Origin of the sequence: Syntrophotalea acetylenivorans (genome assembly GCF_001887775.1) — a bacterium.
In the GTDB taxonomy this organism is placed as follows: Bacteria; Desulfobacterota; Desulfuromonadia; order Desulfuromonadales; family Syntrophotaleaceae; genus Syntrophotalea_A; species Syntrophotalea_A acetylenivorans.
The window spans coordinates 1232812-1249271 of record NZ_CP015519.1 but is presented as its reverse complement, the minus strand read 5'-3'; the positions used below and the strand labels follow the sequence as shown (position 1 = coordinate 1249271).

Annotated in this window: 16 protein-coding genes; 2 read left to right on the top strand and 14 right to left on the bottom strand. The window is 52.2% G+C overall.

Annotated features, from left to right (window positions below; genetic code table 11):
• Window positions 1–195: 195 nt before the first annotated feature.
• Complete coding sequence (locus A7E78_RS05715; protein WP_072283338.1) at window positions 196–2583, top strand: Cache 3/Cache 2 fusion domain-containing protein; 2388 nt, start codon at window positions 196–198, stop codon at window positions 2581–2583.
• 6 nt (window positions 2584–2589) lie between these two features.
• On the opposite strand, the gene A7E78_RS05710 is transcribed toward A7E78_RS05715, so the two are convergent.
• On the bottom strand, window positions 2590–2865 hold the full coding sequence (locus A7E78_RS05710) for an EscU/YscU/HrcU family type III secretion system export apparatus switch protein (RefSeq protein WP_072283337.1): 276 nt from the start codon (window positions 2863–2865) through the stop codon (window positions 2590–2592).
• 3 nt (window positions 2866–2868) lie between these two features.
• Window positions 2869–3900, bottom strand: a complete 1032-nt coding sequence (locus A7E78_RS05705; protein WP_072283336.1) for a hypothetical protein — start codon at window positions 3898–3900, stop codon at window positions 2869–2871.
• A gap of 200 nt (window positions 3901–4100) precedes the next feature.
• On the opposite strand from A7E78_RS05705, the gene A7E78_RS05700 reads away from it, so the two are divergent.
• Complete coding sequence (locus A7E78_RS05700; protein WP_072283335.1) at window positions 4101–5081, top strand: GGDEF domain-containing protein; 981 nt, start codon at window positions 4101–4103, stop codon at window positions 5079–5081.
• A 60-nt stretch (window positions 5082–5141) separates the two neighbouring features.
• Here A7E78_RS05700 and A7E78_RS05695 read toward each other — a convergent pair whose 3' ends face one another.
• From A7E78_RS05695 to A7E78_RS14920, 12 genes are all read right to left on the bottom strand, one after another.
• Window positions 5142–5846 carry a PilZ domain-containing protein gene (locus tag A7E78_RS05695; protein ID WP_072283334.1) on the bottom strand — a complete coding sequence of 235 codons (705 nt, stop codon included), beginning with the start codon at window positions 5844–5846 and terminating at the stop codon, window positions 5142–5144.
• A gap of 101 nt (window positions 5847–5947) precedes the next feature.
• Complete coding sequence (locus tag A7E78_RS05690; RefSeq protein ID WP_158516078.1) at window positions 5948–6574, bottom strand: PilZ domain-containing protein; 627 nt, start codon at window positions 6572–6574, stop codon at window positions 5948–5950.
• 277 nt (window positions 6575–6851) lie between these two features.
• Window positions 6852–7253 carry a hypothetical protein gene (locus tag A7E78_RS05685; RefSeq protein ID WP_072283332.1) on the bottom strand — a complete coding sequence of 134 codons (402 nt, stop codon included), beginning with the start codon at window positions 7251–7253 and terminating at the stop codon, window positions 6852–6854.
• Between the two features lie 15 nt (window positions 7254–7268).
• Window positions 7269–7703: a flagellar export chaperone FliS gene (gene fliS / locus A7E78_RS05680; protein ID WP_072283331.1), complete on the bottom strand. Its 435-nt coding sequence runs from the start codon at window positions 7701–7703 to the stop codon at window positions 7269–7271.
• Window positions 7704–9317 (bottom strand): flagellar filament capping protein FliD, encoded by a 1614-nt coding sequence (fliD, locus tag A7E78_RS05675; RefSeq protein WP_072283330.1) that lies wholly within the window; start codon window positions 9315–9317, stop codon window positions 7704–7706.
• Window positions 9318–9338: 21 nt separating this feature from the next.
• Window positions 9339–9683 carry a flagellar protein FlaG gene (locus A7E78_RS05670; protein WP_072283329.1) on the bottom strand — a complete coding sequence of 115 codons (345 nt, stop codon included), beginning with the start codon at window positions 9681–9683 and terminating at the stop codon, window positions 9339–9341.
• 77 nt (window positions 9684–9760) lie between these two features.
• The gene (locus tag A7E78_RS05665) at window positions 9761–10738 is read right to left on the bottom strand and encodes a flagellin N-terminal helical domain-containing protein (protein WP_072283328.1); all 978 of its coding nucleotides are present in this window, start codon (window positions 10736–10738) and stop codon (window positions 9761–9763) included.
• 262 nt (window positions 10739–11000) lie between these two features.
• A complete protein-coding gene (locus tag A7E78_RS05660; protein WP_072283327.1) occupies window positions 11001–11981 on the bottom strand; it encodes a flagellin N-terminal helical domain-containing protein in 981 nt (326 codons plus the stop codon).
• Window positions 11982–12261: 280 nt separating this feature from the next.
• Window positions 12262–14757 carry a 6-hydroxymethylpterin diphosphokinase MptE-like protein gene (locus A7E78_RS05655; protein ID WP_072283326.1) on the bottom strand — a complete coding sequence of 832 codons (2496 nt, stop codon included), beginning with the start codon at window positions 14755–14757 and terminating at the stop codon, window positions 12262–12264.
• A gap of 5 nt (window positions 14758–14762) precedes the next feature.
• Window positions 14763–15068 carry a hypothetical protein gene (locus A7E78_RS05650; RefSeq protein ID WP_072283325.1) on the bottom strand — a complete coding sequence of 102 codons (306 nt, stop codon included), beginning with the start codon at window positions 15066–15068 and terminating at the stop codon, window positions 14763–14765.
• Window positions 15065–15730, bottom strand: coding sequence for a 6-hydroxymethylpterin diphosphokinase MptE-like protein (locus tag A7E78_RS14790; RefSeq protein WP_158516077.1), 666 nt, complete (start codon window positions 15728–15730; stop codon window positions 15065–15067). Before A7E78_RS14790 ends, A7E78_RS05650 begins: the two co-directional genes overlap by 4 nt.
• The gene (locus tag A7E78_RS14920; protein WP_145924850.1) at window positions 15693–16457 is read right to left on the bottom strand and encodes a hypothetical protein; all 765 of its coding nucleotides are present in this window, start codon (window positions 16455–16457) and stop codon (window positions 15693–15695) included. Before A7E78_RS14920 ends, A7E78_RS14790 begins: the two co-directional genes overlap by 38 nt.
• Window positions 16458–16460 lie beyond the last annotated feature (3 nt).

Here is a 16460-nt window from a genome sequence, read left to right as displayed (position 1 = left end):
CGATGAGGATTGTTAGGAAGGGTTGGTTTGTGGAGTCAAATGGAGAAAGTGTTAATTATCCTGAGGGCTTTGTTGGCTTGTATTTTGCGTAACAGACCTGGTGAGAAACATTGTTTTCACCAAAGCAGATAGAAAAAATCACCAAGGTCGCCTGGTAAACGATGGCCAGGAAAAAATAGAGACAAGGCTGTAACTATGAAAATCAGAACAAAAATAACTGGCATGGGCTTGCTGTTGGTTTTGCTGACCGCCGCCTCCATTGTCGGTATTGCAATGTACCAGGAAAAGGTATTGGAACGGAATATCGGCCAGGAAGTCGATCTGCTGGTGTCTAGTGAAATCAAAAAAGTCGCTCAAAATGTTTACCTTATGTGCCGGACCATGCAGGAATCCCTTGAACAGATGCTGACCCATGGTTTAAACGTCGCCGCGGATGTGGCTGGCAACCACGCCCAGCTGAATTTTAAGGGGGCTCCTGTCTCTTGGCAGGCAGTCAATCAGTTCACCAACGAAACCAGCGAGGTGACGCTGCCCAAGGTCCTTTATGATGGTATCTGGCTTGGACGCAATACCGATCTGAGTCAACCGACCGCCATTGTTGACGAGGTAACGAAGCTGCTGGGTGTGACCTGTACCGTTTTTCAACGGATGAACGACGAAGGTGACATGTTGCGGGTCGCCACAACGGTGCCCGACCTGAACGGCAACAGAGCTATTGGAACCTATATCCCCCGTTATAATCCTGACGGATCTCCCAATGAGGTGATCGAAACCTTGCTCAGGGGAGAAGCCTTCACCGGCCGGGCCTATGTGGTTAATGCTTGGTATCTGACCGGTTATCGACCGCTTTGGGATTCTTCCGGCAGCAAAGTGATCGGTGCCCTATATGTCGGCCAAAAGCAGGAGAACGTTACCAGCTTGCGGCATGGCATCATGGATATAACCATAGGTAAGAGAGGCTATGTCGCGGTTCTTGGCGACAAGGGGGAACAGCGAGGCAAATATATAATTTCGGGGTATGGACAACGGGACGGTGAAAACCTTTTGCTGGCCGATAGCCCCTCGCAAAAAAAAGAAGTGGAAAAAATTCTTCAGTTAGCTGAAACCCTGGATGACAGAAAGGCTGCAGAAGCTATTCCTGTGGCTTTGCATCGCTACCTCTGGAAAAATTCTGACGGTAGCGAGTTGCATCCCAAAATGGCGGCGATTGGATATTATGAGCCTTGGGACTGGGTTATTATGGCAACGGCTTATGAGGAAGACTTTTATCCTGCACGACAACGTATGGCCAGTGCCCTGTCCAATATGATCAGCTGGGTGGCGGGAGTAGCAACGGCCATAATCGTTCTGTCGCTGTTGATCGGTTATTATGTTGCTCGTGGGATTGTGCGTCCGCTGGAAAAAGCCATGGAGGTGTTCGAGCAGATTGGCCAGGGCCACTTTGGTTTGCAGCTCAACGTTGCGGCCCGGGGTGAAATCGGGCAGCTTTCGCGCAGCTTTAATAATATGGTGGAAAATCTATTGGAAGTGACCGCTTCCCGCGATGACTTGAACCATGAAATTGTAGAGCGCATTCGGGTCGAAAATGAACTGCGGGAGATCTCGGCCAGGCGGGAAGACCTTGAACGGATTGTCAACAACAGTCCCGCAGTGGCTTTTTTGTGGTGTGCTGAAAGTGGTTGGCCTGTGGAGTACGTTTCTCCCAATATTTCCCAGTTCGGGTTTGACTCCGAAGATTTTTGTAGGGGGAGACTGCTGTTTTCCTCAGTTGTTCATGCAGAAGACCTGGAACGGGTTCAAGAGGCAGTGACCAGGCACTGTAGTTCGCCAAAGGGAGGAGCTCTGGCTTTGGAGTACCGAATTCTGAATCGCCGGGGTGAAGAATTCTGGATTGTGAATCGTCTTTGGCTTCGCAGAAATGATGACGGCGAAGTGACTCATTACCAGGGTGTGGTACTCGATATAACAGCCCGCAAAAAAGCCGAGGCGGATATTAAGAAGCTGGCTTATTACGATGCCTTGACCGGTTTGCCGAATCGTTCTCTATTTATGAACCGCCTGAAGCAGGCATTGGCTCAGGCTAAACGTGATGAGCGGTTGGCGGCTTTGTTGTTTATCGACCTCGATAAGTTCAAAGAAGTAAATGATCAGTACGGTCATGCCTTTGGCGATAAGCTGCTTAAAGCTGTGGGATTACGGTTAGCTTCCTGTATTCGTCAAAATGATACCCTGGCCCGATTCGGCGGGGATGAATTTATCATGTTGCTTCCCGGGTTAAATGAGATATCTGCCGTAAATATAGTAGCAGAAAAGATCCTGGCTATAATGGCAGAACCCTTCTGCATCGATCAACGGCGCTTCGATATTTCGAGCAGTATCGGGATCACTCTCTATCCCCAGGATGGAGAAAATACCGATCTATTGTTCAAGAGGGCGGACATGGCCATGTATGTGGCCAAAGACATGGGACGAAACGGCTATTGCTTTTTTGATGTCAAGATGGAGCGAACAAGTCGGCCGAGATACGCTCGAAAGGTCGTTGCTGGACAGAGCCATCTGTTGCCGATCGACGGACCGGAATAAGGCGCTTCAGGTTTTATCTTTGTAGCTTTTGTTGGCCCGATAAACGAAAGCCAGGATTTCTGCTACTGCCTGATAGAGCTCGGCAGGGATTTCCATGCCCAACGGGACGCCGGCCAGCAGTTCGACCAAATCGGGGTCGGCAACCACTTCAACTCCGGCCTCTCGCGCTGTGCTGAGAATTTTTTCGGCTATGGCGCCCTGACCGCTGGCCACCACCATCGGAGCCCCCTTCTCCTTTTCGTAGGACAGGGCAACGGCCTTCTGTTGTTTCCTCTTTTCCATCAGTTAGATCCTTGCATCAAACAGTTCGTCTTCATCCTCTAAAATTCTTCGGATCAGGTCCGTTTGCAATGGTCCCTTATCGCTACAGTAGGTAGCTCCGCACAGGGGGAGAGTTGTCAGCATGGATCGGAGTTCCGATTCCTGTGCGGAAAGAAATTCGGTTTTATCTCCGCTGTCGCAGGTAAAACGTACAAACAGCCCCTCGGCTTCCTGGAGCAGGTCGATACGCAGATCCCCCAGCCCCTGTAAGGAAAGGTAGAGAGAAACTTTTCGGGCTGTTTGTTGTTCCGGAGCGTTGCCGGTCTCTTTTTCCGCCACCAGATAGCCGTTGTCGAGAAAGGGCAGCGGCAAAGGCAAAAGGTTGGCTCCTTGACGGGCCAGGCGTAGATTGCACAGTTGAAAAAGTTCGAGTTTTTGTAGCAATTGTTCAGCTTTTTCAACTGTTTCAGGTTGTTGTTCGCCTCCAGTCTGGACCGTTGATAGCAATAAGCTCTTAAGGTTAGCAGGCTCGACGGCCGAAGGCCCGCGGGCCAGGTCGGCCTCCAGGGTTAAGCCAAGGTGCCGGGCCAGCAACTGTAGCTCCTTTCCCGATAGGGCTTCGGGAGATTCGGTACGAAAGGGCGAAAAAAAATCGAGTAATTTTTGAAGGACTTTTTCCGGCAGGTTTTTTCCCGTCCCTTGGCTGCTGGTTAACTGCTGCAAGGCGCTGGACAGCTCGTATTTTCCTTCCAGCAGATGGACCGTGTGGGTCAGGCGTTCGAGCAGGTTGTCCTGGAAAAGTCGTAATACAAGCTGGGGCTTGTTCTCTACGACCAGTAGTCGCAATTTTTGGCCGGTCTGCAAGGGAGTTTGAGTCTGGGCGCGTAGCCGTTGACGGTCAAGATCGAGCAATACCTCGCTGTGACCACCCTCGGCTACGGTAGCATTGACCAGTTGCCCGGCCTGCAGATCGTATTGGCGCCCTTCAGCTGGTGTTGCCGCCTGGGCCGGTGTCATGACCGGTCGAATTGTAATCAGGGGATTAATAATACTCATAGCACTCTTTTCGACAGCTACCGGGCAAATCTTTAAATCATTTACCTAGAAGGTGTGTTGCGAGACTTGCCAACCGGCTATGCTATTTAAATAACAAAAGGTTGTTCAATCTTAATGTAAAAAGGAGCAAGCGGAGCTAAAGCAATCGCAGCAAAAGGTCGATAAGGAGGCACAGTGCAAGACTTCAGAGGAGGGAGCTGATGCCTGTTATGTCCAATACTGTTTTGATTGTTGGTGATTCAGCAAACAGCCGTAAAGTGGTTGCCGAAATTCTTGAATCGACCGGCGCTTTCCATAAAAAACTATACTGTGCCGATGGTCGCCGCGCATTGCACTGGCTGCGGGATCATGCGGTCGATATGGTGTGCTGCAACCTTCATGAACAGAACCGCGATGCTTTGGATATCTTGGTAGACGAGATGAAGCGTGAAGCGGAATGGGCCGATTTGCCAGTAGTGCTTTTTGCGCAGCCAGAAGACCGGGGCCTGCTCATTGAAGGCTTGGAAACCGGTGCCAGTGAAGGTTTGTTACTCGATGCCGGTAATGCCGAAATTAGTGCTAGAATTCGCTGGCATCTGAAAAACCGCGAGCGGATTCAAGCGTTGCATCATGCTCAAAACCGCCTGGCCCGCATGGCTCTTTCCGATGGACTTACAGGCCTCTTCAACCGGGCCTACTTCGATGCCACGATTGAACAGGAAACGGCCCGTAGTTTACGTACAAAAAAACCTCTTTCCTTGCTGCTCATCGATCTGGATCATTTCAAGAAGATCAATGATACCCATGGCCATCAGGCCGGTGACCGGGTGCTGGAAGAAGTTGCCTTGGTGCTGCGGGAGCAGAGCCGTACTTCCGATACGGTTTGTCGCTATGGCGGCGAGGAATTTGCTATCATTCTGCCTGAAACGCCCCGTTCCCATGCGCAGATGGTTGCCGAGCGCATTCGCCACAAAATCAGCACTCTCAATTGCGGTTTTGCTGTTACCACCAGTATCGGGATTAATTGTGCTGAAAGGCCGGAAGGGCTGGTTCCGCAAACCTTGATTGCCGGCGCCGATGAGGCTCTTTACGCCGCCAAGCGTAATGGCCGCGACCGTTGTGAGACAGCCAGTAAGCCGTCGATCCATTTCCCGGATCTGTCTTTTATCTACCCTCTCAAGCAGGTTGCAGCGACGGCTTGATACCGGATTTTGGCGGCCAGTGTTTTTGACCCCGGTCGCTACCGGGGCAGCATACAGCTTTCAAGTATTATCGGGCCCCATGCTGGAGACCAGCATGCGGGCCTTTTGTTGCATATCCCGGAACTGTACCGTCATACAAAAGTTGATGATCTTTTCAATGTCGTCCTGCCCGGGATTGACCAGCTCCAGGGCTGTTACGGAACAGTTCTCCTCCTGGCTGCTGCCGCGAATAATGCGACCGACGCAGCGTATCTTCTCCAGAGTCCCTCCCGGTAGAAATATTTCCAATTCCACCAGACTGTTGGCAGCTAAGGTTGTTTGAGCCTGAAAGCTGACGCCGTAGCCGCTGAGATTCACCCGAGTGCGTTGGGGGGGCAATTCTTGTCGACCGTCTCCTGCCTGCCAGTAACGCAGGTAAACCTCTGTATCCACACGGTGGTCTCGGCGGGCATAATGGTTTGTCTCCGAGCCGGTGATATTGAGTTGAACGCGGCTGGGATTGACCAAAGTCGCCAGGCTGGTCCACAGCGTCAGGAAGGATATCCCCTTGTCAAAGGTGACACGCCATTGACCTTCTTCTGCAAGATCGGAAAGGGGCAGGGGCTGGGATGGGAAATGAATGTCCAAAGAGGACTCGGTAAAGTCTTTAACCACGCCGTCCAGGTGTATGGACTCTTCCCTCAATAGCGGAATGGTCACCTTGACCATGCGGCAGTCGGCAAAGTTTTCCAGGAGGTTAATAGGGCAGGGTGGGGAGGTGGCCATAGCGCATGCTCCCTTCGGTGATGCTAACTCGTGCCCATCAGGAAACTTCGGATGGGCACCGCGTAGTTTTCATATGGGAAAAGGCCGTTTCCGGATGAAAACTAAGTCAGGTCCTTGGTTTGCACCTTGTTTCTTAATTCCAACCGTTGGGCGGCCATGCAGAAAGCGATGATGCTGTCACGGTCAGGGGGTTCAATCTCCGTGAAGTGTATTCCGGCTCCTTTGAATCCATCGGCAAGGGGGCAGGTACGCACCACCTGGGCAGTACAACGCACGACCTTAAGCGGGTCCTTGCATAAAATCAGGGTCAGGGAAAGCTTCTGACCGTTACCTACCCGTTCTTGCAGGGGCAGCAGCATGCCGCCACCGCTGATGTTCATTCGACCGTTGAACTGCCGGGTACGTATATCCACATCGTCGGTGAGAAGGCGGTATTTGACAGAAAAATCAGCGTTGACGCGGAAATATTCCCGCTCACCATATTGCAAAGCCGTTTCAATGGCTTTGAGAAGCAGCTTGTCGTCGCCGTTAATCTCTTCGATTTTAGCTCGAAGCCTGAAGGTGCGCCCTTCGTCCTCGAAAAAAAGCCGGACGGTACCGGTCAGATCCAGGCCTTTGAGGGGCAGCTGCCCCGGCAGAAAAGTCGCATCGACCAGATCGACAGAGCGGCGCCGGGCCACGCATTCCAGGGTCAGCGGTTGTCCACCGGAGAGTGGCAGCGAGATCATGACGGAACGATGTTTTTTTAGATGGTCAAGGGCTAACATTTAGAAGTATTGGTCGGTTGCATGGATGACAATGTCAGGCAGTAGCCCTTTTGCCATCAGGAAAACAAGTTTGGAGTTCTGCCTTAACTGCGCGATCAAAATGTCGGTGATTACCACTTGGCACCGTCATCGGCAACGCCCTCCGAGTGAGTGGGCGCCATCATAGCGTGTATTTTTGTTTTTCGCAAACGGTAATGCCCTGGATTTTATTGCCCAGTCCAATGGATAGGGTGCATTTTTAGAGGCTTGCGGTGAGCCGGGAGCCTCTTTTGTCTACCGGTGTTTTGTACCCCCCAAGAGCCTTGCGGCCATGCTGTAGTCGATTGAGCTCATCGCTGATCAGGGCTTTTAGAAGATTGGCCCGGGAGAAGACCTGTTGGCACTCCAGGGCAACCTGGTTCATCAGTTCGCTGCGCTGATGATACTTGGGCGGCAGTTCGCTCTGCTGAAAATTCCCGGTCAGTTGATCGATTCGGGCGTCGAGTTGCTGCGCCTCTTCCTGCAGTAGCTGCCAGCTCTCAAGAGCACGGTGAATGGCCTTGGGTTGAGCGTCTTCAAGTACTTCAGCCATTTGCGCCAGCTGGTCCAGCATGGCCTGATAACAGGCGGCAGATTGTTCAATCAGTTGTTCCAGCGACATGCTCGCTTCCTCTCTTTACAAGCTGGCTCTCAAGGGCATGTGGTCGCTTTTGGCTACCTGAACTTGCGCCCTCTGTTCCTTACGGGCGATCTGGATAGCTTCATTCCAGGTTTCTCGCAGATCGCTCAACAGGTTGTCGACCACTTGCAAAGGCTCAAGATCATTTTTGAGATTAGCTTGGGTCAGACTGCTGATCATGAACTCGTAAAGCGCATCAAGGTTGGCGGCAATCTCTCCACCGATGTTGTGGTCAAGAGTGTTGCGGAATTCGGAAATGATGGCCATGGCTTTCTGAATTCCGTGGGTTTTGCCATTCTGATCTCCCGTCTCAATCGCATTTATGGCCTGACGGGTGAAACGGATTGCCCCGTCGTAAAGCATGATCAATATCTGCTCACGGGATGCAGTATCGATCTGGTTGTGGTGGTAATTATTCATATAGGCATTCATTTATTGATTACTCCAAAGATTCTCCAGTGATTTTAGTTGGGTAGTGAGAAAACTGCTGGTTGAGTTCATGGAACTCACTAGTTGTTCCAACGCATTAAACTGGTTGTAGAGTGTTTGTTCCCGTTTTTCCAGACGCATTTCCATGCGCTCGATGCTTTTCTCGATTCCTTTGATATTGCTCTGAATAGTGTCTTCGCGAGAACTGAAAAGTCCGTCGATATCGTCGGTTATGCTTTCCAGGTAATCCGCCATTTGGGTGGCGATGCCGACGACGGATTCGTTGCCGGCCAGCAAAGTCGTGACGCCATCGAGATCGCTTTGGATAGCCTCTGTAAGAGTGTCCTCGTCCAGTTCCAGTGTGCCATCTTTTTGGGTCTTCATGCCAAGCATGGAAAGGGAGCTTATTGAACCTTCAATCGGCTTGGTCAGCATGCTTTGCAGACGCCGCTTTGCGCTGTTCATTCCAGTGTCGCCAATCAGGATGCCGGCGCTGCCGTCCTCTGATTTTGATTGGCTGGTGACGTAAGAGACCACCTTGTTATAGCCGGAAATAAAATCTTTAATCAGGTCTTTAATGGCACTTTCATCCAGATCCACAGTAAGGCTGGTTTGAGTGCCTTCTTCTGCTTTGTCCAGATTGAGTGTCACACCCGGAATCGCCTCTGAGAGGGTGTTACTGGCGCTGTAAATGTCGATGCCATCGACTCGAATATGTGCCTGCTGAGCGTTCTGGGTGTCCGCCAGGGAAGGTGGCGCATAGCCGGAAGCACCGGAAAGGGCAGTGGAGTCGATGGTGCCACCGGTCAACTCCAAACGCCACCCTCCACTGCCGTCCTCGGTGAGAGATGCGCTAACTCCGGTAGTCCCCGTTTCAGCGTTAATAGCATCCCGCAAGTCCGTCAGGGAGTTGTTTGGCCCACTCAAGGTGATGTCGTGGCCGGTTGACAGGCTGACCGTGCCGCTGCCGAACAGTTGGGCGTCCGGATCCGAATACCCGCCAATCTCAAGATTTGAGAGATTCCCATCAAATGTTGCGAGACTGGAAGTCAAGCTGAAACTGGTGGCGGCCTCAGCGCCGGTCAACACCAGTCGATAAGGGTTAGAGGTGCCATCGTTGATGATCGATGCGGTGACTCCCGCATCGGCATCGTTAATGGCGGCCATGATGTCGTCCAGGGAATTATTCTGTCCATCGATGGTAATGTCGACTGGATCATCATCACCGACCTGCAGAGTCAGGGTGCCCATTCCGAAGTTATGGGCTGATTTGTCGGCTACGCCAAGGCTCACGCTTTTTTGCACCTGGGCCAGGTCCACTACCTCTACCTGGTAACTACCTGTTATCCCCTCACTGTCTACCGTGGCGGAAAAGTAATCTTCCGAGCCCTGGATCGTTTTTTTTGCCTGTAACTCAGTGGCTGAGTTAAGCTTTTCAATTTGTGACAAAAAGCTTTCTAGCTTGCCTTCGAACTGATTTAATGCCGTAAGCCTATTGTTGAAGTAGGCCTTGTCGACCTCCATCTGTTTCAATGGCTGACGCTCCAGCTCCATCATCTGGGTGATCAGGGAAGTGGTGTCAAGACCTGTGGCAAGGCCGCCAAAAGAGATGGTCATGGCGTACTCCGATAAAATGGGTTATCCGGTGGTATCCACCAAGCTGCCGCGCAATTCCTTTAAAACCTCGGTCAGGTCGATAAGCTCTTCCGGTGGTATTTGGCGGATCATCTCGCCCGACTCGGTATCCACCAGGCGCACCACCATCCGGTTGGTTTTGTCTTCCATTTCGAACCGTACGCTATAGGCGCCGTCTTCGGTCAAGCCTTTGATCTGATCGAGAATCTCCTCGGCCTGGACTTTTCGTGGCGAGAGGTCAGACGCAGTATTTTTGGTCGTATCCTTCCGCTCATGATCTATTTCGTCGGCACTAGTCGCTACCTTGGGTGTTGTCGCTCCGGTAACAGCTGCAGAGTCAACTTTCATCGGTTGTCTCCTGTTGGATGTTTGGTAAAGGTGGGGCCGGTGATCCCGGCCCCACGGGTTTTAAGGCAAAAATCAACTTAGCCGAGCAACGACAGCGCCAGCTGCGGAGCCTGGTTCGCCTGTGCGAGGATGGAAACACCGGCTTGTTGCAGAATGTTACTCTTGGTCATTGCCGAGGTTTCCTGCGCGATATCCGCATCCAGAATCCGGGAGCGTGCAGCGGTCAGGTTTTCAGAAACGTTCGACAGGTTGGAGATGGTCGATTCGAAGCGGTTCTGAATGGCACCGAGATCACCGCGGATGCTGTCGATGGTGTTGATCGCCGTGTCGATGCTGGTGATCGCCGACTGGGCAGCGGTGAAGGTTTGGACGTTGACGCCACCGGAAACACCAGCGTTCACAGTGGAGATAGTACCAGCACTGAGGCTAGAGCCGATAGATATGGTTCCACCACCCAGAGAGCCAGTTATGTTTACTGTGACGTTTGCAGAAACGTTAGAGGTAACGTTGACCGATGTGCCGGCCAGGGCCAAAGCCGAAGCATCGGCAGCACCGATGTTGATCTGAATGACATTGTTGCCGCCGGCGTTGGCGCCAACCTGGAAGACCGCGTTGGCGGCTCCGGAAGCGAAGGTGCCGTCAAGCAGGTTCTGGCCGTTGAAGGCCGTGGAACCGGCGATCCGGTTGATTTCGCTGACCAGTTGCTGTACCTCGGCGTCGAGGGATGTGCGGTCCTGGGTGGTGTTAGTGCCGTTGGACGACTGCACGGCCAGTTCACGCATGCGCTGCAGGATGTTGGTGGTCTCCTGCAGGGCGCCTTCAGCGGTCTGGGCGAAGGAGATGCCGTCGTTGGCATTCCGTACTGCTTGGTTCAGACCCCGGATTTGGCCGGTCATCCGGTCGGAGATGGCCAGACCGGCGGCATCGTCCTTGGCACTGTTGATGCGCAGACCCGAAGAGAGGCGCTGCATCGACTTGCCCAGAGCACTCTGGGACTGGCTGAGGTTGCGTTGGGCGTTCAGTGAAGCGACATTAGTGTTGATGGTAAGTGCCATGATTTTTCCTCCATGAAGTTGAGTAGTCGGGCATCCTTGCCCTTCAATTGTTTTGTGGTTGAATCACTCGCTTCGGTTACCGATTCCCCTCCTTTCCAGCGTTTTTTGGGATTCAAGCTACTTATCGGCGGCATACTAATAATTCTTTAGAAGTTTTAGAAAAAATTGTCAGCATTCATGGATATATGCTGTGGTGGCAATAAAAAAAGAGGGGGCATGACCATGCCCCCTCAAGGAATAAAACGTGTTACAGCTGTTTTACTTATCCTTGCAGTAGCGACAGCGCCAGCTGCGGTGCCTGGTTGGCCTGGGCCAGAATGGAGACCCCGGCCTGTTGCAGGATGTTGCTCTTGGTCATCGCCGAGGTTTCCTGAGCGATATCCGCATCCAGAATCCGGGAACGGGCGGCGGTCAGGTTTTCAGAAACGTTCGACAGATTGGAGATGGTCGATTCGAAACGGTTCTGAATCGCACCGAGATCACCGCGGATGCTGTCGATGGTGTTGATCGCCGTGTCGATGCTGGTGATCGCCGACTGGGCAGCGGTGAAGGTTTGGACGTTGACGCCACCGGAAACACCAGCGTTCACAGTGGAGATAGTACCAGCACTGAGGCTAGAGCCGATAGATATGGTTCCACCACCCAGAGAGCCAGTTATGTTTACTGTGACGTTTGCAGAAACGTTAGAGGTAACGTTGACCGATGTGCCGGCCAGGGCCAAAGCCGAAGCATCGGCAGCACCGATGTTGATCTGAATGACATTGTTGCCGCCGGCGTTGGCGCCAACCTGGAAGACCGCGTTGGCGGCTCCGGAAGCGAAGGTGCCGTCAAGCAGGTTCTGGCCGTTGAAGGCCGTGGAACCGGCGATCCGGTTGATTTCGCTGACCAGTTGCTGTACCTCGGCGTCGAGGGATGTGCGGTCCTGGGTGGTGTTAGTGCCGTTGGACGACTGCACGGCCAGTTCACGCATGCGCTGCAGGATGTTGGTGGTCTCCTGCAGGGCGCCTTCAGCGGTCTGGGCGAAGGAGATGCCGTCGTTGGCATTCCGTACTGCTTGGTTCAGACCCCGGATTTGGCCGGTCATCCGGTCGGAGATGGCCAGACCGGCGGCATCGTCCTTGGCACTGTTGATGCGCAGACCCGAAGAGAGGCGCTGCATCGACTTGCCCAGAGCACTCTGGGACTGGCTGAGGTTGCGTTGGGCGTTCAGTGAAGCGACATTAGTGTTGATGGTAAGTGCCATGATTTTTCCTCCTTGAAGTGGTTATGAATGAAGGCTTCCCTGCCTAACAGTGTTCGGGTTATAGCCTGAATATGCGTTGCTATTAAAAACCTTTGGGAATCATCACCTCCTTTGAGTTGATTTCCGGGGATAGATATCTTTTCGGCAAGGTGCAAAGATAATTTAGGTTTAAAGCGGCTAGTATCGAAAATTCCCAAAGAAAAGGCCTTCTCTGATACTTGTCGGATATCAGAGAAGGCAAGGAGAATTTTCTTCAGGAAAATCTTATAGAGAGGGATGCTCAGGAAGGCTGCTCCAGGGCAGCCAACAGAGTCTTTGCGGTATGGTTTCCGGGGCTTTGTTCCAACACAAACTCGTAGGCGGTTCGGGCTGCTTCCGGCGCTCCTAGATCGAGGTAATACTTGCCTAGTTGCAGCAGGGCTCGAATATCTCCGGGAATTTTTTCCAAATAGTCGGCATAGACGTCTAGGGTTTGTTTTTTATCTCCCAGGAGCCAAAGCAGATCACCGTATTGGATTGCATAAGAGGGGTTCAGTCCAGCGAGACATTCTAGAGCCATTTTTAAGGTCTGATAATCTTTCTTGTTGGTGGAAATAGCTGCCACCCTTGCCAAAGCGTCTTCCGTCAAAGTAGCCTGGCCGGAATCGATGACTTCCTGGTAGTGGGAGAAGGCCAATTCCAAATTTCCCTGTAATTCCGCTTGGTAGCCCTGGGCCAAGGCCGTCAAGGCTGGAGCGGCGGAGTCTTCATGCCCTCTGAGTCCGTTGGCCAACATTTCGAGCCCTTCGGGCTGGCCCTGGCGAAAGGCGACCAAGGTCTTGGCGCGTATCTCGGACAACTCCACTTTGGGAGCGGCTTTTACCCTGCTGAGGTCTTCTTCCAGAGCCATAATTTTTTCAAATCGGGTTTCCAATCGAGAAAGACGTTTCTGCCCTTCCGCATCCAGGTTCGCGTAAGCCGATGGGTTCCGGTTTTTCCATAAGAGGGCGCGACCGAACTGACGATCCTGCTCCCACTGGTCGGCGAAAATATTGAAATCCCCATCGATTGTCTCTTCCATAGTTCGGCTTTTCAAACGTTGTAGCATTCGGTCTATGAGCTCGATGAATTGATCGGTGGTTGTTTTGTAGGCCTCGTAGTAATGTTGTGCGGTTTTTTCGATCCGCTCGTCGGACCAGTCTGTTTGTCCCGGTTCGATTATCCGCAAAAAGCGAAGGATGCCGAAGGCTTTAAGAACCCGTGGGAAATCGCCAAATTCTTCAGAAATTTTCTTTTCGATCTCGTCCATTTGCCGTTTGAAGTTGGCACGTTTGCCGGCTTTGCGCGGGTCGAACATATTTATATTGGCCTGCAGAGCTTCATCTGCCAGCTTGCCGATGCTGTCTACCGCGCTACGTGCGCGAGATAGTTCCGCCTCTATGTCTTGGTAATGGGCCAGGCGTTCCTTCGAACTGTCGGGGGGGAGATGCGCAGCCAGAATTTTCTCCACGGATTCCATTTGTGGGGCTAATTTCAACTCATTAGGCGGAGTGTAGTCGATTCCGGCCATTTTCATGGCCCCGGCCGCAATGTTGATGATCTCACAATCTTGTCGTTTTGCTTGAATCGCAAGTTTTTCCGTAATGCGTGCTCCGACCAGATAAGGCAGCAGGGTTCCGGCCCGCCAACCACCATTGGTTTCCACCCCCCCCGGAACATCCCCAATGATGGTCCCTTTTTCTCGTCCAGCCACACTAGAACTGTAGGCATATCCTTCCCGGCTGAAGCATAAATCCACGCCGGCCAGCAGGATCCTGTTAAAGCCCATTTCAAGAGCCGCTTGTAAAGCAGACTGCGTGACAGTTGGCCCAGCGATGCCGAAGGTTTTAAGATTGAGCGGTGTTTTCCAAGGGAAACGGTCGCCCAAATATAGGGACCGGCCTCGCCATTGACTCAGTAGTAAGGGCGTGGAATGTTTGCCATAGATAAAGACAGTTTTGTGGAAAAAATGGAGCATCTCCCGACTGACGTCGAAGGACAGTTCAGAAGGGTCCATCGTCACGATAAAATCCGGGACTAGCTCGGCTTCGTAGAGCTTCCTTGCCGCCCTGGATACCGCAATGACCACCATGGTGTCCCGGTTTTCTTTGACCCAGGGGATGGCTTCTTCTAGAGAAGGGCCGACGGCCAGAATAATTCCAGTCTTGTCGGTAAACTTATTTCGAATATTTTCAGTCGATACCCTATTTTCTGCGAGGTTCTCCAACTGCCGGACCATGAAAAGGCGGTCACCCAGATTGGCCCGGGTGGTGAAGATGGCTTCCTGGAGGTCGGTTTTTATCTTGAGGTACAGTTCGTAATATTCTGGACGAAAGGCATCGGTGGTGCACATGGTTTTTAAAATCAACGAACGATTGGCGAAGATGTAGTTGATCAGCTGAAATTCTTTGAGGGTATTACCTGCGGAGTCGATGGTCTCCACGGCCATGTTTTCGGGAAGGCCTTCCATATCAAGGACTTCCGGCAACCGTTTCAGAACCTCGGGCAGTTCCAGAAAAACGATGCGAGAGCCTTCAGGGACCCCTTTCTTCAAGAAATAGTTGACCAGGTTTCCGGAATCGGTTCCGACGATCAGGTAGAGGTTATTCTCTTTGAAATAGTCAACTCCGAAATAGGCATCATAAAGTTCCATTCGGCCCATTTTGGAGAAGGAATTGCGATTGACGGAGAAAAGAAATTGATCTCCGAAAGGGCTGGTCAGAAAGGGTTCCGAATTAATATCCAGATGATTTTCCATGATAGTTAATCCTTATGGATCGTATCGCGTGTAGTAGAGTCAGGCGAGGCCCGGTCGGCGAGTATGGGCCCTAGCTCGTATTGCAGAAGGTCGGCAACACAACAAAAGTCCTGCCGGGCGTGGGCCGATAGAATCTTTTCCAGAAGCGGGTTTAACTTCTGCATTATTTGCGGAGGAAATTCGTCTAGGCAAGGCAGCAAGCCGTCGATAAAGCCGGTCATTCTACCGCCGGCCATGCCTTCCATCCCCAAGCGAAAAGCAATAACGGCGGTATGCAGGTGCTTTTGCCATTGGCCTGCGCAGATTGTCATAATGCTCCCTCCATGAAGGCCGTGCCTTTAATAAATGCCCCTTTTCGGCTGGCATTGAGGAAACGAACCTGGGTCTTATTTTCAATATATGCCTCAAGGTCTCGCAGGAAGTCTCGCATGTTAGGTGTCGTAGGAATTTTCCCCCCTGTCCCATCGTGAACCCAATGTCTGTGTGCTTTTTCATCTATTCGCTTGCTGGTTGCTGCTCCTGCCACGTGAGAGTACCCATTGGGGAAACCAAAATCGGCTCCAAGAAGAACGATTTCGTCCGCCCCCATGCATACAGCTAAGTCCACCGCTGGGTGCAATACACTGCCTGCAGAAAATAGCTTCTGTTTGGGACATTTTTCAGACAAATCGTGGTAGAGGGGATGTTCCGCATAGGCTGTTAGAAGCGGGCCAGTCCACAGCTCCAGGATATCTCGATGAACAGAAGGAAAATAGACAAGTGGCGTTTCGGTAAAAGGATCAAGGTCGAAACCACTGAAAAGCTTCAGTACTTCTTCACGACCGGGATCAACGACGACTACGACATCGGGGATGATGTCCGCATTAAACAGCGGCTTGAGGGCCGATCCGACAGCGATTAGAGGCTGTCCGGCCTGTTGCTGTCTTTTTATTAAGTCAAAAGATTCGGCTAGAGTTGGTCCCGCACCAGCCACCAGAACCGTTTTTTCCACGATGGCGGTCGAACAAAGCTCCAACATTTCCGTCCCGTTGGCAATGGTCCAGGTTCTCGTTTAGGCGTTCCACCAACTGGGCGTTGCCCACGCCATGTTTTTCACGACTGAAGGGAGTCGCAAGTTCCAGAAAGACCAAGTCACGCAAACGCGCTGCGTCGTCCTCGGCCAGTAACAGGCAGGCTGGAACTGCGGCGAAAGGACGTTGCAGTTCTTTTACCGCGGATGCGGTCAAAAGATTGACTCGTGGGTCGGCTAGCCACTGCCGGTGGTCAAAGCAGGCAAAAGAGGCCGCGGCGACCGCCGGATTAAGTATTATGACCTGTAATTGCCGCAAAGTTGTGCGTTTCAGTAGCGTAACTGGCAGATCTCCTGAACCGATGCCGTAGACCCAGGCCTGCGAGGCGCCTTGTGGAACCAGCGAGGCCTGCAGGGCCGCCTCGCTCAAGCGGTTATAACCACTGCTCAGCTGGATACCGTCTAAAGACAGGGTCGGTTGCAAGGTATCGGTCAGCCCATATTCGCCGAGGGGAGGAGCCTGCTGCAATAAGGTGATAAGGTGCGGCCAGCGTTTTTGCACCAGATCCAGATTGGCTTCGCGGAGGTTGCCGTCTATTTCAATTGCACCGTGCAGATTTTCGTAGTCGAGGAATGTCACCGACAGGTCCTTGGCTAGGGATGATTCAGCAAAACAAAAGGCCTCCCCCATGTT